This window comes from Dokdonia pacifica, from assembly GCF_900188275.1.
Taxonomy (GTDB): domain Bacteria; phylum Bacteroidota; class Bacteroidia; order Flavobacteriales; family Flavobacteriaceae; genus Dokdonia; species Dokdonia pacifica.
In genome coordinates this window covers 111,545-132,913 of the sequence record NZ_FZNY01000002.1, presented here as the reverse complement: position 1 = coordinate 132,913, position 21,369 = coordinate 111,545, and the positions used below count along the sequence as shown (strand labels likewise).

Annotated in this window: 22 protein-coding genes; 17 read left to right on the top strand and 5 right to left on the bottom strand. The window is 33.6% G+C overall.

The annotated features are described in order from the left end of the window. Positions 1-9 precede the first annotated feature (9 nt). From CHB80_RS07860 to CHB80_RS07840, 5 genes are all read left to right on the top strand, one after another. Positions 10-2,043 (top strand): hypothetical protein, encoded by a 2,034-nt coding sequence (locus tag CHB80_RS07860; protein ID WP_089370905.1) that lies wholly within the window; start codon positions 10-12, stop codon positions 2,041-2,043. Positions 2,044-2,071: 28 nt separating this feature from the next. Then, a complete protein-coding gene (locus tag CHB80_RS07855) occupies positions 2,072-2,887 on the top strand; it encodes a prohibitin family protein (protein WP_089370904.1) in 816 nt (271 codons plus the stop codon). Between the two features lie 303 nt (positions 2,888-3,190). Beyond that, complete coding sequence (locus CHB80_RS07850; protein WP_089370903.1) at positions 3,191-3,709, top strand: hypothetical protein; 519 nt, start codon at positions 3,191-3,193, stop codon at positions 3,707-3,709. A 169-nt stretch (positions 3,710-3,878) separates the two neighbouring features. Next, positions 3,879-4,106, top strand: a complete 228-nt coding sequence (locus CHB80_RS07845) for a hypothetical protein (RefSeq protein WP_089370902.1) — start codon at positions 3,879-3,881, stop codon at positions 4,104-4,106. Positions 4,107-4,231: 125 nt separating this feature from the next. After that, the gene (locus CHB80_RS07840) at positions 4,232-4,465 is read left to right on the top strand and encodes a hypothetical protein (protein ID WP_089370901.1); all 234 of its coding nucleotides are present in this window, start codon (positions 4,232-4,234) and stop codon (positions 4,463-4,465) included. A 161-nt stretch (positions 4,466-4,626) separates the two neighbouring features. On the opposite strand, the gene CHB80_RS07835 is transcribed toward CHB80_RS07840, so the two are convergent. Then, complete coding sequence (locus tag CHB80_RS07835; RefSeq protein WP_089370900.1) at positions 4,627-5,385, bottom strand: glycosyltransferase family 2 protein; 759 nt, start codon at positions 5,383-5,385, stop codon at positions 4,627-4,629. Between the two features lie 72 nt (positions 5,386-5,457). Between CHB80_RS07835 and CHB80_RS07830 the strand changes: the two genes are divergently transcribed. Continuing rightward, the gene (locus CHB80_RS07830; protein WP_089370899.1) at positions 5,458-6,297 is read left to right on the top strand and encodes a glycosyltransferase family 2 protein; all 840 of its coding nucleotides are present in this window, start codon (positions 5,458-5,460) and stop codon (positions 6,295-6,297) included. Beyond that, positions 6,294-7,235: an NAD-dependent epimerase/dehydratase family protein gene (locus CHB80_RS07825; protein WP_089370898.1), complete on the top strand. Its 942-nt coding sequence runs from the start codon at positions 6,294-6,296 to the stop codon at positions 7,233-7,235. Before CHB80_RS07830 ends, CHB80_RS07825 begins: the two co-directional genes overlap by 4 nt. Here CHB80_RS07825 and CHB80_RS07820 read toward each other — a convergent pair. The 3 genes from CHB80_RS07820 to CHB80_RS07810 are packed head-to-tail and all read right to left on the bottom strand — an operon-like array spanning position 7,232 to position 10,185. After that, a complete protein-coding gene (locus CHB80_RS07820) occupies positions 7,232-8,293 on the bottom strand; it encodes a glycosyltransferase family 9 protein (RefSeq protein WP_089370897.1) in 1,062 nt (353 codons plus the stop codon). The two genes, CHB80_RS07825 and CHB80_RS07820, sit on opposite strands and share 4 nt — an antisense overlap. Positions 8,294-8,305: 12 nt before the next feature. Further along, the gene (locus tag CHB80_RS07815) at positions 8,306-9,121 is read right to left on the bottom strand and encodes a 2,3,4,5-tetrahydropyridine-2,6-dicarboxylate N-succinyltransferase (RefSeq protein ID WP_089370896.1); all 816 of its coding nucleotides are present in this window, start codon (positions 9,119-9,121) and stop codon (positions 8,306-8,308) included. Positions 9,122-9,135: 14 nt separating this feature from the next. Beyond that, positions 9,136-10,185: a TlpA family protein disulfide reductase gene (locus tag CHB80_RS07810; protein WP_089370895.1), complete on the bottom strand. Its 1,050-nt coding sequence runs from the start codon at positions 10,183-10,185 to the stop codon at positions 9,136-9,138. Positions 10,186-10,333: 148 nt separating this feature from the next. Here CHB80_RS07810 and ruvX point away from each other — a divergent pair, with 148 nt between their 5' ends. The 4 genes from ruvX (at position 10,334) to mazG (ending at position 12,810) form a co-directional block, all read left to right on the top strand. Continuing rightward, positions 10,334-10,744 (top strand): Holliday junction resolvase RuvX, encoded by a 411-nt coding sequence (gene ruvX / locus CHB80_RS07805; RefSeq protein WP_089370894.1) that lies wholly within the window; start codon positions 10,334-10,336, stop codon positions 10,742-10,744. 3 nt (positions 10,745-10,747) lie between these two features. Further along, positions 10,748-11,338: a peptide deformylase gene (gene def / locus CHB80_RS07800; RefSeq protein ID WP_089370893.1), complete on the top strand. Its 591-nt coding sequence runs from the start codon at positions 10,748-10,750 to the stop codon at positions 11,336-11,338. A 201-nt stretch (positions 11,339-11,539) separates the two neighbouring features. Beyond that, on the top strand, positions 11,540-11,968 hold the full coding sequence (locus CHB80_RS07795) for a DUF5606 family protein (protein WP_089370892.1): 429 nt from the start codon (positions 11,540-11,542) through the stop codon (positions 11,966-11,968). Positions 11,969-12,036: 68 nt separating this feature from the next. Beyond that, the gene (gene mazG / locus CHB80_RS07790; protein WP_089370891.1) at positions 12,037-12,810 is read left to right on the top strand and encodes a nucleoside triphosphate pyrophosphohydrolase; all 774 of its coding nucleotides are present in this window, start codon (positions 12,037-12,039) and stop codon (positions 12,808-12,810) included. A 3-nt stretch (positions 12,811-12,813) separates the two neighbouring features. Here the strand turns inward: mazG and CHB80_RS07785 are convergent, their stop codons facing one another. After that, entirely contained in the window at positions 12,814-13,182 is a 369-nt protein-coding gene (locus CHB80_RS07785) for a hypothetical protein (RefSeq protein WP_089370890.1), read from the bottom strand. Positions 13,183-13,288: 106 nt separating this feature from the next. Between CHB80_RS07785 and CHB80_RS07780 the strand changes: the two genes are divergently transcribed. The 6 genes from CHB80_RS07780 to CHB80_RS07755 all read left to right on the top strand — a co-directional run bounded on the left by CHB80_RS07780 (position 13,289) and on the right by CHB80_RS07755 (position 21,362). Further along, a complete protein-coding gene (locus CHB80_RS07780) occupies positions 13,289-13,522 on the top strand; it encodes a hypothetical protein (protein WP_089370889.1) in 234 nt (77 codons plus the stop codon). Positions 13,523-13,742: 220 nt separating this feature from the next. Beyond that, a complete protein-coding gene (locus CHB80_RS07775) occupies positions 13,743-14,396 on the top strand; it encodes a DUF6624 domain-containing protein (protein WP_089370888.1) in 654 nt (217 codons plus the stop codon). A 270-nt stretch (positions 14,397-14,666) separates the two neighbouring features. Continuing rightward, on the top strand, positions 14,667-16,766 hold the full coding sequence (locus tag CHB80_RS07770) for a flavin monoamine oxidase family protein (protein ID WP_089370887.1): 2,100 nt from the start codon (positions 14,667-14,669) through the stop codon (positions 16,764-16,766). Positions 16,767-17,025: 259 nt separating this feature from the next. Further along, a complete protein-coding gene (locus CHB80_RS07765; RefSeq protein WP_143337071.1) occupies positions 17,026-18,912 on the top strand; it encodes a tetratricopeptide repeat protein in 1,887 nt (628 codons plus the stop codon). 192 nt (positions 18,913-19,104) lie between these two features. Further along, positions 19,105-19,782 (top strand): NUDIX hydrolase, encoded by a 678-nt coding sequence (locus tag CHB80_RS07760; protein WP_089370885.1) that lies wholly within the window; start codon positions 19,105-19,107, stop codon positions 19,780-19,782. 125 nt (positions 19,783-19,907) lie between these two features. Continuing rightward, positions 19,908-21,362: a nicotinate phosphoribosyltransferase gene (locus CHB80_RS07755; protein WP_089370884.1), complete on the top strand. Its 1,455-nt coding sequence runs from the start codon at positions 19,908-19,910 to the stop codon at positions 21,360-21,362. Positions 21,363-21,369: the final 7 nt, after the last annotated feature.

Genomic DNA, 21,369 nt, shown 5'->3' with positions numbered 1-21,369 from the left:
TATATTTATATGACAAGTACAACCTTATTATTAATTATTGGAGCTGCGATTGTTGCTTTAGCAGTTGCTGTATTTCAATATTTTTATAAGGCTACATATAAAACAAAGCGAAATAAAATATATGCTTTATTTCGCTTTTGTACTGTTTTTGGATTATTACTATTATTGATTAATCCTAAATACAAGCAGCAAACTTTTTATACTGAAAAACCCTCTTTAGCAGTTGCTATAGATAATTCTGCAAGTATTCGGTATTTAGAGTACGATACGCAAGTAGAAGATGCATTGGTACGCTTTCGCGAAAGCAAAAACTTAAATGACGCCTTTGATATTCAGTATTTTGGATTCGGAACCAATGTTGAAACACTAGATTCATTAGATTTCGCCGAAAGGCAAACAAATATTGCAACTGTTTTTTCATCATTTAATTCTTTATATAGAAATGATGTCGCGCCTGTAATACTGGTATCTGATGGAAATCAAACATTTGGAGAAGCATTTGAATACACGAGTAAAAACTTTAATCAGAATGTATATCCAGTTGTTGTAGGTGATACTCTTGTATATGACGATCTTATTATAAGTCAGGTAAATGTAAATAGATACGCATATATCAACAATAAATTTCCAGTAGAAGTCTTTACAAATTATAATGGGAGCAATGATGTTTCATCTAGATTAACCATACGATCTGGAAATACTACAGTATATCAGCAAAATATTAATTTTTCTAATCAGAAAAAATCACAAATCATTACGGCGCTAATTCCTGCAAATAGTGTTGGAGTACAACAATATACTGTAAGTCTTCAATCTATAGAAAACGAAAAAAATAAAAATAATAATCGCAAGAATTTTGCTGTAGAAATTATTGATCAAAAAACCAATGTGCTTATTGTCTCAGATATTACTCATCCAGATATTGGGATGCTTAAAAAGAGCATAGAAAGTAATAGGTTACGTACTGCTACTTTTGCAAAACCTGCTGAGGCTATTGGAACATTAAATGAGTACCAATTAGTGATTTTGTATCAACCCAATGGTCTTTTTCAACCTGTTTATAGGGAACTAGAAACTTTAGGAAAAAATAGCATGACCATTACAGGGGCCAAAACAGATTGGAATATTCTTAATCAATTGCAAACAGAGGTATTTCATGAAGTGACAGCACAAGATGAAGATGTCCAAGGGATTAGTAATCCTAATTTTTCTACGTTTGTTTTAAATGATCTTAACTTTTCAGATTTCCCTCCCTTAAAAACGAGTTTTGGGGATATCACGTTAAAAACGGAGGCAGACATTGCTTTATATCAAAAAATAGGTGCCATTACTACAGATGCTCCTTTATTAGCTACTACAGATCAAAATGGTAGAAGAGGAGTATATATTTTTGGAGAAGGTCTCTGGCGATGGAGAGCACAAAGCTATGTTGATACTCGAAGTTTTGAATCTTTTGATAATTTTATAGATAACTTAATTCAATATGCCGCTTCAAATAAACGTAAGAGTAGGCTTAACTTAGATTATGACTCTTTTTATTATGGCAATGGTTCTGTAAAACTTTATGCACAATACTTTGATAAAAACTATGTGTTTGATAATAGAGCAGCACTAACCATTAAAGTAATAAATAAAGAAACTGAAGATGTTTATGATGCTCCTTTTCTATTACAGCGTAATGCCTATGAAATTGACTTAAGTAATCTTGTGCCTGGTGATTATTCTTTTACAGTGACAGTACAAGATCAAGGGTTAGCCAGATCAGGATCATTTACCATTGTTCCCTTTGAAGTTGAACAACAGTTTCTAAATGCTAATGTAGCTGCCTTATCACAAGTAGCAACAAATACAAATGGTACACAATACATTATTTCAAATATTGATCAATTAATAACTTCTTTAGTAGAAGACAGTAGATATAGACCTGTTCAAAAAAGCACCGAAAATGTTGTACCTTTAATAGATTGGAAATGGCTCTTAGCCGTTTTAGCATTGCTTCTTGGAATAGAGTGGTTTATGCGCAAATACAATGGTCTTACTTAAAACTAAAAATTAACTAAAAAAATAGATTATGGATAAATTACCAAAAATTGGATTACCTATTATTGTCATACTAATTCTTGTCATTGTAGTATTAGCAAAATCTGCTGTTACTATAGATGCAGGTCACGCAGGCGTATTATATGAAACATTAGGAGATGGAGTAGATCCTGATAAAGAACCTTTAGGACCTGGATTTCATTTAATTGCTCCTTGGAATAAGGTAATTGATTATGAAACACGTCAGCAGCAATTATTTGAAGAAATGAGAGTGCTTTCGTCAAATGGTCTTGAAATTCAAATTGATGCAACGGCATGGTACAATCCTGTAACTGCAGATATAGGAAAACTTCATAATCAAAAAGGAAAAGATTATTTAGAGAGAATTATTCAACCAGCAATTCGTAGCGCAGCTCGTAGTGTGGTAGGGCGTTATACACCAGAACAATTATACAGTAGTAAAAGAGATGCTATTCAAGAAGAAATTTTTCAAGAAACAGAAAAAATTGTGAAGGATCAATATATCCAATTGAATAATATATTAATACGTGATGTTACACTTCCTCCTACTATAAAAGAAGCAATTGAACGTAAACTAAAACAAGAGCAAGAATCTTTAGAGTATGAGTTTAGATTAGTTACGGCTCAAAAAGAAGCAGAAAAAGTTCGTATTGAAGCACAAGGAAAAGCAGATGCAAACAGAATACTAAGTGCATCACTTACAGATAAGATTCTTCAAGACAAAGGAATAGAAGCAACTTTAAAACTTTCTGAATCACCTAATGCTAAAGTAGTGGTAGTAGGTTCTGGCGATAGTGGACTCCCATTGATTTTAGGGAATAACTAAGCATACACACATTTTAAAAACAATTTTATAGTAAAACCTCTAAAGAGTAGCTTCTTTAGAGGTTTTTTGTGTTTTATATTAACTAATTACAATACGAGTGTAAATACCTTGTTTTCAAGTGTTTATACGTGATTTCTATAATTAGGGGTTTTTGCTCTTAATAAAAAGTACTGATAATCAGAATTTTACAATGTAATTGAAATGTGATTATTAAGTAGCTACTTCATTTCTATTACAGAGTTGGTGGATTCTGAAAAACCAATATAAATAGAGTAAGAACATAACACTAAAACACCTAATATTATGAGTAGTCAAGTTTTATACCCAGAAGAAGTATTTGCATATCGAATTGGAAATGATCCAAAAGTAACCATTGTAGCAAAAGGTCATGAAGACGGATATTGCAAAATTAGAATTGAACAATCTGCAGCACAAATCTATCCTCCAATATTTATGGTGGTTGGAGATCCATGTGGTGCTATTGGATACTTTCCATATACAGTTACCAAAACAATTCCATATGCTACAGATCTAGATTTTGTGTATTTCCAAACTGAATCTGGTACGCAGAAAATTCCTGTACGCGACTTAATGGATGAGAAAGGAGCTGTTCCACAAGAACTTACTCAAACAGCTAATAATCAAGTAGTCGGTTATGCATACAATTCTACAGATATTAATGTTGCTATAGCTGATGCCGTAAGTAAACTTCAAAAACTATATCCAGGAAACACCAATGCTGTTCTTGTAAAATCCGGATTTGTAGGAGTAGGTAGACCTATTGGAATTGCATATTATTATGTAATTATGGAACAACAGTAAGTGCTTAGTTAATAATTCACACGTAAAAGCCATCAGTATAGTAACATATGCTGATGGCTTTTGTATTTAAATACGCTTTTACACTTTTCATAGGCAAATATGAATTTACTATTGTTCATAATTTAATTCTTATTTAATTTCAAGATGTAATCTTTAAAATCAAACAATTATGTTAAAAAACATTTTAGAATTAAATGGTGCTCAGAAATTAAATAAGAAACAATTAAAATACACTCTTGGTGGAGCTTCAGGAGGTAGTTGGGCATGTATCCGAACTAAAAACGGAGTTAGTCACACTTTTTACGGAAATCAAAGTGAAGGTTCTGCAACGGCTTGGGTAAATGCATGGGGGAGTTTAGGATGGGATGCTTCCTGTGGCAGTCAGCATCAACAATAAAATAATGTTCAAAGGATAAGAATTCTTTCAAAAGGAACATATCATTGAATTTCTTATAATAATAGACATAAGCTGTAAGTGTCTCTAAATGTTTCCAGTATCATAAATTTTTAAATTAAATACGTATGTTAAAGAACATTGTAAATCTAAATGGCGTTAAAGAATTAAATAATGCTCAATTAAAAAATACCAACGGAGGAATTATTTCTGAAGATCATGCCTTTGCGTGTATCCGAACTAAAGATGGTGTTAGCCATACATTTTATGGTAATCAAAGCGAAGCATCTGCTACTGCATGGGTAAATGCTTGGGGAAGCCTAGGCTGGGACGCCTCTTGTGGACATGAAGCTCATAGATAAAATAGCATATAATTTAAGTAAAGACAGTAATTAATCAATGAGTTAATTGCTGTCTTTTATTTTTTATTGAGTAAGTAGAAGCATACGCTTTATCGCTTTACTCTCACTATGATCGTGAATCTCACAAGTTCGATTTCGCGAAAGCGTATAAAGAATAATTATTATTTCAATCCTCGTCTATACAACCATAGCTTTGCATAACGCATCCATATAGCATAGGCATGTAAATAGCTTATAATAAGCCCTACCACACCATCTCTAAATCCCATTTGAACGACATAATGTTTAAAAAAGCCCCAAAACGGTTTGATTACAAAATGATAGATATGTAATCGTCCTGTTTTTTTATCATAATCTCTAGCTTGCCAAGCGGCATATCTATTGAGTTTTGTGATATGACTGTTTAATGTGATATAGGTATTATGATGAAAACGATTCTTTAAAAATCCTACGTTACCATCTGCAACAATCTCTGCATGTACCATTTTATCTTCATAAGCACATTTACTCTTTCTAAATAAACGAATTACCTTATCATTTTGCCATCCGCTATAACGTACACGTTTCCCCATAAAATGGTTGGTACGATATATCCAGTAGGCTACAGTTCCATCTGAAGGTGGGTTTTTTAGAATTTCTATAATCTCATCTCTTAAATCTGGCGTAACTCTTTCATCTGCATCTACTAGGAGTATCCATTCATGTTTTGCTTGTGGAATTGCCCAATTCTTTTGTGAAGCAGAATAATGATACTTGCGACGTAAGATAGTATCTGTATATTCTTTGGCTATAGAGATTGTATTATCTGTACTCATGGAATCTACGACCATAATCTCATCAGCAAAAGTCACAGATTCGAGAACCTCACGAATATTGTGCTCTTCGTTGCCAGTAGGGATTATTGCGGTTAATTTTTCCATAAATTTAGTAGGATAGCAAAACTACTAATCTTTTTTATAATTAAAAGTTTATTTTTGTAGTAAACCAACCAAATGCAACAACTACCTAAAATAACGTTGATCATAGCTACTTACAATAATGTAAAATGGTTAGAAAAGGTACTTCACGGCTATAGTACACAAACCTATACAGATTTTGAAGTAATTATAGCAGATGATGGTTCTGGAAAGGAAACTGAAGATCTTATAAAATCTTTTCAAAAAGAGTATCCTGTACCTTTACGTCACATTTGGCACGAAGATAAAGGATATCGAAGACAAACCATACTTAATATAGCACTAACTAAAGCTGAAAATGAGTATGTAGTTTTTACAGATGGCGATTGCATTCCAAAAGAAGATTTTTTAGAACGTCATGCAAATTATGCTGAAAAAGGTAAGTTCTTATCTGGCGGATACTGCAAATTGGATATGAGTCTTAGTGAAGGGATTACTAAAGAAGATATTATATCTGGTAATTGTTTTAATGTTGAGTGGTTAAAAGAAAATGGATCACTTGGATCTTCGCAATATAGAAAACTTGCCAGTGGAGAGACTGTAGCAAAGTTATTAGATGCTGTTACACCTTCTAATGCCTCATTTAATAATTGTAATTCTTCTGCTTGGTTAGAAGATTTACTTCGTATTAATGGATACGATGAACGTATGCAATATGGAGGTCCAGATAGAGAATTAGGAGAACGTTTAGAAAATGCAGGAGTTAAAGGCAAACAAATTCGTCATAGAGCATTATGTTTGCATTTAGATCATCCTAGAGGATATAAAACAAAAGAATCCCTGGAGCGTAATCTAGCTATAAGAAAAAACACAAGAAAAAAAGGATATGCCTATACCTATTTTGGTATTAAAAAAGGCGACGATATAGAAGAATGAAAATATTAGTTACTGGAGCAGCAGGTTTTATAGGCTCTCACCTTTGTGAACGTTTAGTGTCTCAGGGACATCAAGTATTAGGAATAGATAACTTTTCTGAGTATTATGACCCTAAATTAAAAGAAATCAACGCAAATGATATCAAAAAAGTTGGAGTTACTTTACTTACAGCAGATTTACTTGACGATTTAAGTATCATCTTGCCTAACGATATTGATATTATTTATCATTTTGCGGCACAACCTGGTATTTCAGCAACCACACCATTTACAGATTACGAACGCAATAATATACAAGTAACTCAAAACTTATTGCAGTGGTCTATCCATCAAAATAAGAATACGCAATTATTTGTAAATATAGCCACATCGTCTATTTATGGTTTACACGCTACATCTACCGAAGAAGAAGCACCTATGCCAGTATCAGATTATGGTGTTACAAAATTGGCAGCAGAGCAATTAGTTCTAGCATCACAACGCTCTGGAAAGCTTGATGCTTGTTCTATCCGTTTATTTTCTGTCTACGGCCCTAGAGAACGTCCGGAAAAACTATATACAAAACTGATTAAAGCGATTTATGATGGTACTTCATTTCCCTTGTATGAAGGCAGTGAGCATCATGAGCGTAGTTTTACCTATGTGGGAGATATTATAGACGGATTAGAAAAGATAATTACCCATAAAGAGGGGTGTAATGGGGAGATTATCAATCTTGGAAGTACTGCGGTGTATACTACAGGGCAGGGGATTGCTCTCATTGAAAAAATAATTGGAAAGAAAGCGCTAATTGATCATGTAGGGAAACGTCCTGGAGATCAATTAAAAACAGCAGCAACTATTGATAAGGCAAAACAATTATTAGATTACAAACCAACTACTGATTTTGAAGAAGGACTTCGTGCACAGGTTGCTTGGTATCAAGAGAAGTTTCTTTAATGCATTGAAATAAATTCATCTAATTTCTCTACAATTTTCTCAGGAGTGAGTAACGAATAATAATACTCCGTTCGTTTCTTCATATCCTTAAGACTTTTTGAAGTATATAAGCTCGATTCAAAATCCTGTAGATGAACCACATGATTTTGATCATTTTCATATAAAGCCCAAGCGGCTCTACGTATCCAAGGAGAGAAAATTGTAAAAGTAGGAATATCCAATGCTTTCGCCATATTGATAGCACCGCCTTCATTTCCTATCAATGCATCACATTGTGTGGTGAATGCAATGAACTCACGCAAACTCTTCCCATAAATATCTTTTAAGATATGTTGCTGGGTTTTTTCTGAGCATAATTCATACAATGCTTCTACTTGATCTATTTGTTTCGGAATATAATTAAACAGTAACTGAGCTTCCGTTTTATGTACAATATGATCTAATAGGGTGGCTAGGTAACGTAGGGGATAGGTTTTATTAGACGAACTACCAAGAATCCCTATCATGTATAATTTTTGATCTGGGTTTGTTCTAACTTCAGCTAGTATTTTTTTCGCGGAAGCGATCTCCTCATCAGTTACATACAATTTAGGTTTTAATGCTTTAGGAAAATCAGCATCAATGGCTTGAAGTAGCTTCATACGATTTTCTATCGCAAGTCCAGCTTCTGTCTCTGGAGTATAATGGTATGTATATAAATCTGTATAAAAGGCTTTTGTATACCACTTTTTATAACCAATACGTTGTGTGGCCTTCGTAGCTTTACATATACTGGCACTCCCAATTTTGGAATAGACATCTATGACAATATCATATGCATGGGAAGCCAGTTGTGAACGAAATTTTCTCGCTGTTTTCCTGCTTTTTACCATTTCTGGAGTAAACACCACCTTTTGATCTATAAAGGGATTGTTTTCTAATACAGGTAAGGTATGTTCATTTACTAGATAATGAACAGTTGCTTTTGGATATCTATGTTTAATTGCCTCACAAAGAATAGACGATGTCAAAACATCGCCTATCATTTTGTGTTGTATAATTAATATTTTTTTATCCATTATAGAATGTGACTATACTGCTACATCATATTCTCTTAAAGCATCATTAAGAGAGGTTTTCTTATTTGTACTTTCTTTACGTTTACCAATAATCAAAGCACAAGGTACATTGTATTCTCCAGCTGCAAACTTTTTAGTATAACTACCAGGAATTACAACAGAACGCGCAGGAACTCTTCCTTTCATTTCAACAGGAGTATCTCCTGTAACATCAATGATTTTAGTACTCATTGTTAATACAACATTTGCTCCTAAAACAGCTTCCTTTTCTATATGTACTCCTTCTACAACAATACAACGACTTCCTATAAAAGCGCCATCTTCTATAATCACAGGAGAGGCTTGTAATGGTTCTAATACACCACCTATTCCTACACCACCACTTAAGTGTACATTTTTACCTATTTGTGCACAACTTCCTACCGTTGCCCAAGTATCTACCATGGTACCTTCATCTACATAAGCACCTATATTTACATAACTTGGCATTAAAATAACACCGCTAGAAATATACGCTCCGTGACGTGCTACGGCATTTGGCACTACACGAATACCTCGATTTTGGAAATCCCTTTTTAGCGGAATCTTATCGTGATACTCAAAAATTCCTGCTTCCAGTGTTTCCATTTGCTGAATAGGGAAATATAATACTACGGCTTTCTTTATCCATTCATTCACTTGCCATCCATTATCGGTAGGTTCGGCAACACGTAAAGTACCACGGTCAAGCATATCTACGACTTCACGAATGGCATTAATGGTAACAGGGTTTTGTAATTCAGAACGATCGTCCCAAGCTTTTTCAATTAGATTTTGTAACTGATTCATTTCAATTTTTCTTATTATTTTTTATTTATATAGTTCTCAAATTGAGCAAAACTGCTAAACCGAGCTTGTATACTTCCTTTATGATCTATAAGTGCATAGGTAGGGTATGCCCAAATAGATAAATCATAGGTCAATCGTTTTTCGGGTTTTTGCTCCCGAACGTTTACCCATGGATAGTCGTGCTTATCTAAATAATTTTTCCAGAGTGTGTATTTATCATCTCTTGATACTCCGATAAGCGCTATATTATTTTCTTCAAAAATAGTGTAGTTTTTTGCAATACGTTTATGATCTGCCAGACAAGGAGGACATTTCACAAACCAAAAATCTAATAAGTATAATTTAGAAGGATCTAATGTGATCGTTGTTTTTTGATTGTGTATATCACCAAGATCATATTGATCAAATTTTACCGCTTCTACATCTAAAAGACTCACCATTAGCTTGTTATTTGTAATAAAATGATCTTTCAAACTATCGGTTTGCATTCGCATGATTCTGTACACATGATCTACCTTATCACGATCATTTTGATTTCTAGCCAAAAAATTTCCCACAATAGCATGAGAAAGAGGAGTGTCTATATGAGTACGTATTTCTGAGATAAGAAATTTATCAATGGTGGTGCTATCTGCTTTAGAGGTCAGTAATTCTTTATAGGCAGCTTCATAGTCTTTAGAACCATTGTATAAAGCAGAACTGTCTACCTTGTCTATGGTTAGCTGCTGTTCGTTTAATGTTAAGTCTATAAGTACGTTTTTGCCATCTAACCAAAGTTGTGTTCCTATTCTTTTACCGTTGGTATGCACATAGACATTGTAAAGATCATTAATAGCACGCTGTACATCAACCTTTATCGTATCCTTATAAGGAAGGAAAAAGCTTTCTTCTTGACCTATATCTGCTACCCAGATACTATCTATAGTCGCATCTGACTGAATGACTAGATTGATATCAGATAGGTCTAAATGTTCTTTAGAATGCGCTGTATTTTTTGTTGTTTGTTTACCACAAGCAACAAATAGTAGTATACATACGATACTAATGGAAAATTGAAGGCGCATTATTTGGTTGTTAAATTTAACCTCAAAGATAAAACTTCGCAATCGTTTCCAACATTAGATTTCCTATAATTTAACAAGTCCTTATAATTGTATATGCGCTTAGCGACTTATACTTAGGTTTTGCTTATTTTTGCACCAAATTTTAGAGATGGCGCGCATTATTGCGATAGATTATGGAACGAAGCGTACAGGGATAGCAATTACTGATGAACTTCAGATGATTGCATCTGGATTAACCACGGTTGAAACAAAACAGCTACTTCCATTTTTAAAAGAATATTTTCAAAAAGAGCAGGTAGAGGCTATGGTAATAGGAGAGCCTAAGCGCATGAACAATGAAGCTTCAGATGTAGAAGCACACATTATACGCTTTCGCGAAAGCGTACTCAAAACCTTTCCTGATCTTAAAATTATTCGTCAAGACGAACGGTTTACCTCTAAAATGGCTTTTCAAACCATGATAGATAGTGGTATTGGAAAAAAGAAAAGACAAAACAAAGCCCTTATTGATCAAATAAGCGCTACCATAATATTACAAGATTACCTCTATAATAAATAGTATATGATTTTACCTATAGTTGCATACGGAGATCCCGTTTTAAAGAAGAAAGCAAAACCAATCACTAAAGAGTATCCAAAGCTTCCTGAGCTTATAGATAATATGTTTGAAACGATGTATGGTGCAAATGGATTAGGACTTGCGGCCCCACAAATTGGACTTTCTATTAGAATGTTTTTGGTAGATACTTCTCCATTTGCAAACGATAAAGAGTTTACAGAAGAAGAACAAGCTGTATTTAAAGACTTTAAAAAAGTATTTATCAATGCAGAAATTCTAGAAAGTACTGGCGAAGAGTGGGTTTTTAATGAAGGATGTTTAAGTATTCCTGGTATAACAGAAGATGTTTTTAGAGAATCTACAATTACTATAAAATACCAAGACGAAAATTTTAAGGAATATACAGAAACCTATGATGGGATTATTGCGCGTGTGATTCAGCATGAATATGATCATATTGAAGGAATTTTATTTACAGATAAACTATCAAGCCTTAAAAAACGTATTTTAAAAGGACGACTAGCCAATATCTCTAAAGGAAAATGTGATGCCGATTACCGTATGCGTTTTCCTAGTGTTTCAAAAAAGAGATAAGACAACTACCATGAGGTTAGCATGAGAGGTATTTACAAGGAAGAGCTTTTTAAATTTAAAGGTAAGCTTTGGAGTATTTAAATCTCGATTATCGAGTAAAGTGTTAAATTAATGACAAAGACCTCATTTTCGTAGGCAATAAATTTTGATTTTAAATTAGGGCAATGCATATTTGCCGACCAATTTTGATATTACAATTATATGGGTTTAGATAAAATATTATCCATTTCTGGAAAGCCAGGTATTTACGAATTAAAAGCACAAACGCGTAGTGGCTTTGTAGCACAATCGTTATTAGATGGAAAACGTATTTCTGTAGGATTACGTCACAATGTGAGTATCCTTTCAGAAATCGCAATATATACGCTTTCTGAAGAGATTCCATTACGTGAGGTTTTTGAGAAAATCAAAGCCAAAGAAAATGGAGGACCAACGATAAATCATAAAGTGTCTAAAGATGAGCTTGAAGAGTTTTTCTTTAATGTAGTACCAGATTATGATGAAGATCGTGTATATCCAAGTGATATTAAGAAAGTAGTACAGTGGTACAATATCTTACAGAAAAATGACTTGATGGACTTTTCTGCTCCAGAAGAAACTCCAGCTGAGTCTTCTGACGAAGAAGAATAGTGCATAACTTTTTATAAAAGCATACGGCCTTTGCAATCTAATTGTAAAGGCTTTTTTAGTTTAGTGGTATGAACACAAGACAGCAACAACTAGCCGCTATAGATAGACTCTTAACCATTATGGACGAACTTAGAGTAGGGTGTCCTTGGGATAAAAAACAGACCATGCAGAGTTTACGTCATCTTACCATAGAAGAAACCTATGAGTTAGGCGATGCGATTCTAGATAATGACCTAGAAGAAATTAAGAAAGAACTCGGTGATTTATTGTTGCATATTGTGTTTTATGCTAAAATAGGAAGTGAAACCAAAGATTTTGATATCGCCGATGTAGCACATAGCATTTCGGATAAATTGGTGGATCGTCATCCCCATATTTACGGAGATATTGATGTAGCAGATGAAGCAGAAGTGCAACGCAACTGGGAAAAACTAAAGCTTAAAGAAGGAAAGAAGTCTGTATTAGAAGGTGTTCCTAAAAGTCTACCCGCAATGGTAAAAGCAAGCCGTATTCAAGATAAAGTGGCTGGGGTAGGTTTTGATTGGGAAGAACCACAACAGGTTTTTGAAAAACTACAAGAAGAACTAGGAGAACTACAAGAAGAAGTAGAGGCAAACGATCAGGAAAAAATTGAAGCCGAATTTGGCGATGTACTCTTCTCTATGATTAACTATGCACGCTTCTTAAAGGTAGATCCAGAAAGTGCCTTAGAACGTACAAATAAGAAGTTTATAAAACGATTTCAATATTTAGAAAGCAAAGCGACTATCTTAAATAAAAAGTTAAGTGATATGACACTTGCCGAAATGGATGTTTTTTGGGAAGAAGCAAAGAAATTATAACGATTACTTTCCTTTCTTAGTAAGATGTTCTTTTATTTCAGAAACTTCTTGAAGTAAATGTGTAACGGAGGCATCAATTTTCACCAATGCTTTTGCAGTCATAGAAGCTCTCGTTTTTTCATCTTCATTAACATACTGTGATTCAGGCTCATTTAAATCTGTTAAGGCTTTAAGCATATCACCTTTACCCGTCAATAACCACTCGATATTTAAAACAGGATAGTTCTCTACAATCAAATCAATTTTTTCAAGACTAATACTTCTTGTAATATTATTAATATAGCCGTTTGAAGCATTAATTGATTTCTCAAAAGCTTTTATTGTGATTTGTTGAGACTTTACAAATAAACGTGTCCTATCCTTTATACTCATACCTAAACACCTCATTTAAAATAGAATAATGCTCTATTTTATTTTGTTATATTAGAGTAATACTCTATCTTTGATTACTCATTAGAGCAAACTGTTGCACAAAGTAATGAATAATAACATAGAAAGTAAAATAAAGGAACGTAAAGAGCTTAAATCTAAGCTTGGCTATGGTGATATTGTAAAGATTGCTGCCTTGGCAGATATAGAAAGAACAACGGTTCATAGGTGGTTTAGAGGAGAAACAGACAATCCAGATATTGCACTAGCTGTAGAAGGATTAATAGCGCTTAAAATGCAAATTGTCACAGATAGACTTAAAAGTCTGGCAAAGAAAAAATAGAGTAATACTCTATTTAAAAATAAAGAACACCCCACCGTGGCGTATTTGTAAAGTAAGATCATAGATATACGCTACTTTTTTTGAGAAACACTCAATATGTCTATTCTCAAAACCAGTTCAACACATGGCGTATAAGGCACCACGTTATATGCCATTGTGTTGTAACTATTAAAACTACAGAGCCTATTTATATTAACATTCAAAATAACATAATTGCTATATGCTTGTATTATTTAGTACATTTTCTACCATAATGTATACTCCAAAAGTAATGGACTGTTCTATTAAAAAGTTAAATAAAGAACTCGTTGCTCTAAAGGATAAAGGACAAGAAATCAGATTGAAACTCATGCCATTACTTGCGGAACGTATAAAAGATGATGATGTAAGTAAAACATTAAAACGGTATGCTATGATTACGAAGATGCAACAGCAAGATCAATATAATCAAGAGTATATACGCGCCCTTTTTTCAAATTGCGACTGGCCAAAAGAACTTAGTAAAGAAGCTCATACCGCTGTGTATCTCATACTACAACATAGTGATGATGCATTAATGCGTGCCTATTATCCTAAAGTAGAAGAAATGGTAAGCTTAGGATATTTAGATCCTGATGATGCGGCAACCATGTTTGATAGATTGCAAATGAATGCAGGATTACCACAACGATATGGAACCCAAACCTTTGAAAATACAAATAATCAAAATGCAGTATGGCCAATAGAAAATTTAGAGAAACTATCCCATTTAAGAGCTACTGTTGGACTTTCAGATATGAATGATTATATCAAAGAAACAAAAGAACATATAGGCGTATCTATCGTTTGGGATAAGACACTTACTATAGAAACTGCTCTTAGATTTAGAAAGTAATACATCTGCTTTATCGTTTCTCTCTCCCTATGGTGTTGTAAACCTGCCTGCCGGTAGGCTTGTCTCACAAGTTTGCTTTCAAGGAGTATAAAGACGCAGAAGTTTATGCTGAGTTTGTCGAAGTACAAAAGCATATACAGCCACTAATTTTGTGTAAAAACACGTAGTTTCCCCCATAAGAAAAATAGAATTCTCCGTTAGATTTGTTAAATAACCAATTGTTTGGCATACTTACAAGTATCACAATCAACCCTATAATCCAATATAACAATGAGTTACCTATCATTTAACAATCCAAATCGGAGAAAGCAAGTTTCTAGTAAAAGAGCGCAATCACCCAATAAAGGGTCTATGCGTAAAGCATTTTCTGATTGGTTAATAAAAAATCATGGAGATACCTATGCATCTGAATTAAAGAAACAGCGTTCTCAAACTAAAAGTAATCTTACAAAACTACGTAGCACTCAAAAATCATCAGATACCCCTGTCGTTGGTATCGTGGGTGGAGGATTTGCTGGATTATATTCAGGACTAATTCTTCAGTCATTAGGAATAGAATTTGAAGTTTTTGAAAGTTCAAATCGTGTAGGTGGAAGAATAGACACTTGGTATTCTACAAAATACAATTCAAAAGATCCAAATAATGCCTGTTTATATGGAGAAGTAGGAGGGATGCGTATTCCTCAATTTTCACCAGATATGCTACCTGTACAACATTTAGGTTTATCGCTTAATGCGGTTCTTAAACGTAACAAAATGGTAGATAAAATGGTAGAATGGCGTAAATTTTATTACGATTCTGATGTGCAACGTTTACGCTATAATAATATGGATGCTCCAATTATTAAAGAAAACTCAACATTAAATTCTTTAAATTTTGGAAAAGACGAAGGTGGTGATCTCCCTATGGTATGGGTTACACCAACCTCACAACCAGGTGGTGAGCCGTATTTACCAATTAATATGGTTCTTGAAAAAGTAAACGGTCCTTTCCTAGATGCCTTTAGAGATGAACCTTTTGATAAAGCATTTAAAAAACTCATGAAGTTTGATAATTACTCCATGTGGACGTACTTAACTAATAAATTTAAATTAAAGCATCTCGGTGAATATTATGATCCAAAAATGGGTAAAAAGAATGATCATTTGCCTTATAGTGTTGCCAGTTACTTAGAAACTTTAAATGTTGGAACTGGCATGTATTCTGTTTCGTTTGTAGAAATGGTACTCGCTTTATATGATTGGGAAGGAAGTATGAATCCTTATGATCATAGTGATCCTAATATTTATATGATTACAATGAATAAAGGAATGCAACATTTTCCAGATGCCTGTAGATCTGTATTAAATTTAGATCAAGGAGTTTTACCAGAAGATGGATACAGAGCTCAAGTTGAAATTGGAATGATAGAAGATGCACAAGGACAAAAAGGATATTCTCCTACAAATTTAACCAAGGATGCACAACCACCGTCTACAGTCCCACCAGCAAACCCTCCAAAACCTGTAGCTGGAAAGCCTTCTAAAGAAAAACAACGCGTATTTATGAATCATAGAGTTGTGCAAGTAGAACACGATCCATTACTATATGATACAAATGGAGGTATACGATTAAAAGTGAAAGTAGCAAAAGGAACTGCAGAAGAAACACTTACTAAAGAGTATCCATATGTCATAAGTACACTTCCAAATGGAGCGTATTTAAGCGGGGAACTTAAAACAAATTTCTTTGATCATCTTTCTTTCGCTAAAGCACGTGCGATACGGGAATGTAATTATATGCCATCTTTTAAAGCATTTATAACGTTTAAAGATCAGTTTTGGACAAAACTGGGAGAACGACAAGGAAAAGGATTAGGCGTAGGTACATCAGATAGAGCTAATAGACAAATTGTATATCCATCTTATGGATATGAGGCGCAAGGTGGTGTATTACAGATATACTGTTGGGCACAAGATGCAGAACGCATGGGAGCACTTTCTGATGAAGAACGAGTAAATGAATGTTTAAAAGGAATTGCATATTTATATCCAGATGCAGACGTATATGGATCATTTGCAGGGTATAAACCAGAAGAAACAACTAAAACATGGTTTTGGGATAATCATGCAGGAGGAGGCGCTTTTGCTTTATTTGGCCCAGGACAGTTTACAAATTTATATGAGACTTTATTAACTCCTGAATTTAATGGACATTTAAATATAGCAGGGGAGTGCTGCTCTGTTCATCATGGATGGATTGTAGGTGCATTAGATTCTGCTTATAATTCCGTAAATAATATATTATCCCAAATGGGAGAAACCGAAAAGATAAAAATCATGGAAAAAATGTGGGGTCGACTCACAGCTCCAGATGTAGCTATAAAATAAATTTCTCAATCGCTAGTGAGAGAAGCACTGTACATTCATATAATGAGCAGCGCTTATAAAGCAAGTCCTTATGTAAATTACATAAGGACTTGTTGTTTGTTGGTATATAAAAGAAGTATACATCAAGGAAATGAATAGAAACTTTTATTATAATAAAGGTTACACATATTAGTAATGCATTTCTCAAAACTAAAAACTTAGTTTTAACTAATTTTTTAGTTATATTTGCTTTTTAATACATATTTAAAATCAAATATTGATGTTTTTAAAACAAATAGGAGTAGTGTTTATTTTGTGCATGTTGTCAAGTGGTGTAGTTGCTCAAAACATAAATGCCAGTGCTCAACTACAGGCTGCATATCAAGCAGAAGGTTCCCTTCAATTAAAAAAATCTAGAGATCTTTTTAATAAGGTAGTTACCAATGATAAAGCAACAAAAGAAGAACAGTGTAAAGCCCTGAGATCATTAGCAGTACAAGACTGGAAATTCTTTAAGGATAAAGAAACCGCTTATAAAAGATTATCAAAAGCAGATTCTATTGGAGATTATAGATCAGAAACTTGGGTGATTCTAAATAGAATTGCATTAGAAGCTGGCCAGTATAAAAAAGCCCTTGAAGCTGCAGAAAAATCAGAACAAATCGCTACTTCTGATGCTGATAAACAATACGCTAAATACAAATATTGTAAAGCAGTTCTTCAACAAGCAATGGCTCAATACGAATTAGAGACTCCTATTAATATAGCATTGCTAAAAAAAGCATCTATTACATTGCAAGATGTACTAGCTGTAAATCCAACCAATGTCAATGCTGCAGAAGTCCTATTAGGTATTTCTTTATTCCTTGAAGATGGAGATACAGCTTTAAAGGCTTGGTTTGCATACTATAGATTTTCAGATCTAAATAGCGTATATGCATATTTAAAAAAGCCTGCAACAAAACTTCAGCTAATTCTTTCCAAATGGAATACAACAACATTAAATGATCAAGAATGCATTGAATTAATAAAAGCATTAGGGCAATCTCGATTCTATACGTATGCTAAAATTATGGCCCTGAAATTAGGTGAGAAAAATAATACGGAACTAGAAAAAATCATTCTATACAGTACGTACTTACAAGAATTGAAGTCATATACTAATGAATATTATAGAGAAATGACACTAGAAGAAGGAAGCACAGATGAATATATATCATTTATTACTTCAAAGAGTGAAAAGCTTTATACAGATTTAACTAGAACAGAAAAAGTAAAAGATACTTTCTCTATGCAAAATTTTAGAAATCTTATCAGAACTCAATTTGGTACCGTATCTATATTAGGGAGAACAAGTAGTTCTAATGTAATGGGATTAGTAATGGGGCAAATCGTAAATGAACGTATTCGTAAAGTAGAACAATATGGTCACAGTGCAGATTTTAACTTTACAGAATTAGATATGATGGTATCTAACGGGTATCCTAGTTGGTATTGGGAAGATAGGGGTGCAGGAGGCTTTGCGATACAAGGAGGTTTTTTAAGAGTAAAAAAAATGTTTAAATACCTTGGAATTAGCGCTTGGGAAAGTGTAACTGATTCCGTAAAAAGGGAAAAATCAGAAAATAAAATTCGTAAAACGCTCTTAGAATCTTCATTAAGTTCAGATAAAAATACAGTATTAGCAGGTCTCGCAAGTAAATTAGAACTAGATGCATTAGATCAACTTTATGATCAATTGGTGCAAAAAGGATACAAAGGAGTAACATTACAATTAAAATTTATAGAGTTATATGATCTCTACAGGGATAATGCAACCATGTTTGCACACGAAGGAAGGCATTCTTTAGACAGAATTGTTTTACAAGGTGAATATAGCAGTTTAGGAACTGCCATGATAGAGTATAGAGCACGGTTATCACAAATTGTATTTAGTGAATCTCCAAAACTAGAACTAGCCAATATGGTTGCCGGCACGGGTAGTACAGGGAGTGGTATGGCAAATACGATGATTGTAGAAGTTGCTGAAGAATGGATACAAAAAAACACCTCAAAAATAAAGGGGTATGATAAAAATAAACTTCCAATAGCACAACTATACCTATTAACAAATGATCAAATAAAATCTATTTATAGAAATGTAGATCCGTTTTATAAGAAAGAATAGAGCCTCTTCTAAGTACGCTTTCGCGAAATCAAACATGTGAGATCTGCCTGCAGACAGGTTCAGGACCAAATGTGGAGCGAAGCGATAAAGCGTATTAAGACATAGGAGTTTATAAAGAGTTTACCGAAGTACGAATGTGCATAAAGAATAATTAAGGTAGAAATTTCTATATTTGTGTACACTATACACAATATGGTTGAGCAAAAAATTAGACTTTCTGTAGATGCAGTAGTTTTTGGATATGAAGAAGGTGTCATCTCTGTATTACTTATTAAACGTAAATACGATCCTTTTAAAGGGAAATGGGCAATTCCTGGAGGGTTTGTTTTAAATAATGAATCCTTAGAAACTGCCGTAGAACGTGAGTTACAAGAAGAAACTGGTGTTAAAATAAATTACTTAGAACAACTCTATACCTTTGGAGATGTAGAGAGAGATCCTAGAGGTAGGGTAGTTACAGTAGCCTATGTTGGTTTAGTAAGACCCAATACTTTTAAAATCTTTGCTTCTACAGATGCTTCCCAAGTACAATGGTTTACTATAGATAAGCTTCCTGAACTCTCTTTTGATCATCAAAAGATTCTCCATACGGCCATTGCTAGACTACAAGCTAAAATCACCTATGAACCTATAGGTTTTGAGTTATTAGATAAGAAATTTCCTTTCTCTGATTTAGAAAAACTATACACAACCCTCTTAGGAAGGCCTATAGACAGACGTAATTTTAGAAAGAAAATTCTTGGATTAAATGTATTAGATGAATTAGATAAAAAAGTATCTAAAGGATCGGGTAGGCCAGCCAATTTATTCCAATTTAATCAAAAACGCTATTTCCAGTTAAAGAAAGAAGGGATTATTTTTGAAATCTAACTCCTGAAAATCAAACACTTAATTTATTTGTGTAAAATTAACACAAATAAAGTTTGCGCATTTTTTATATTCATTTTACATTTGCGTTGTATTTACACAAATACAGTTTGTAAATTAAAAAGAATATGAGCAATATATTAATAACTGATGGTTATAAAACAGGGCATCATCAACAGTATCCAGAAGGAACAGAAGAAGTATATTCAAATTGGACTCCAAGAAGTAACACATACGCTCCTAAAGGTTGTAATAAAGTAGTCTCGTTTGGACAACAATATGTGATCCAATGGTTACACGATTATTTTCAAGATCATTTCTTTTCAAAATCAAAGTCAGAAGTTTGTAAAGAAATTAAAGAAGAGCTGTCCTTATATCTTGGAACTGATTATGATATTACTCATTTAGAACAATTACACGAGTTACAATATTTACCTATACGAGTAAAATCATTACCCGAAGGAGTAGAGGTACCTATTCGTATTCCCATGATTACAATTGTAAATACACATAAAGATTTTTATTGGATTACTAATTTTTTAGAAACCATATTATCTACCATGTTATGGCAGCCTATGACATCGGCTTCTATAGCATTACAATACAAGCGTATTTTCAAACATTGGGCAATGCTTACTGATAAAGACCATATTGATTTTATAGATTTTCAAGGGCATGATTTTTCTATGCGAGGTATGGGAGGATTACAAAGTGCATTAGCATCAGGAATGGGGCATGCATCTGTATTTTTAGGATCAGATACTTTACCAGTAATAAGAGGTTTGCGAACATATTATGATGCAACAGGATTTGTAATAGGTTCTGTAAATGCAACAGAACATTCGGTGATGTGTGCAGGAACTAAAGATGACGAAATAGGCACTTTTAAAACATTAATGAAAACATATCCTACTGGAATTCTTTCTGTAGTAAGTGATACCTGGGATTTATGGAAAGTACTCACAGGGTATCTTCCAATTTTAAAAGACGAAATAATACGTAGAGATGGAAAACTTGTAATACGACCAGATAGTGGTGATCCAGTGACAATTATTTGTGGAGAAAACAATCATTTAGGAGGTATAACACCGCAAGAAAAAGGAGTTGTTGAATTGCTTTGGGACGTATTTGGAGGAACCATAAACAAACAAGGATTTAAGATTTTAAATCCTCATATAGGAGCTATTTATGGTGATAGTATTACCATAGAAAGAGCTGAAGAAATTTGTAAACGTTTACACGATAAAGGGTTTGCAAGTACTAGTGTGGTGCTAGGAATAGGGTCTTTTACATATCAATTTAAAACTAGAGATACCTTTGGGTTTGCTATGAAGGCTACTTCGGTAGTAGTAAATGGAAAACGCAGAGAGATATTTAAAGACCCTATTACCGATAATGGTGTTAAGAAATCAGCAAAGGGATTACTCCAAGTCGTTAAAGTAGGTAACACATATGAATTAAGAGATCAAGTATCAGAACAAGAAGAACAAGAAGGCGAACTAAAAACCATCTATGAAAATGGTATTTTTAAAAGATCAATAACATTAAAAGAAATCAGAGATCGAATAAATCAATTTCTATAAACAATAC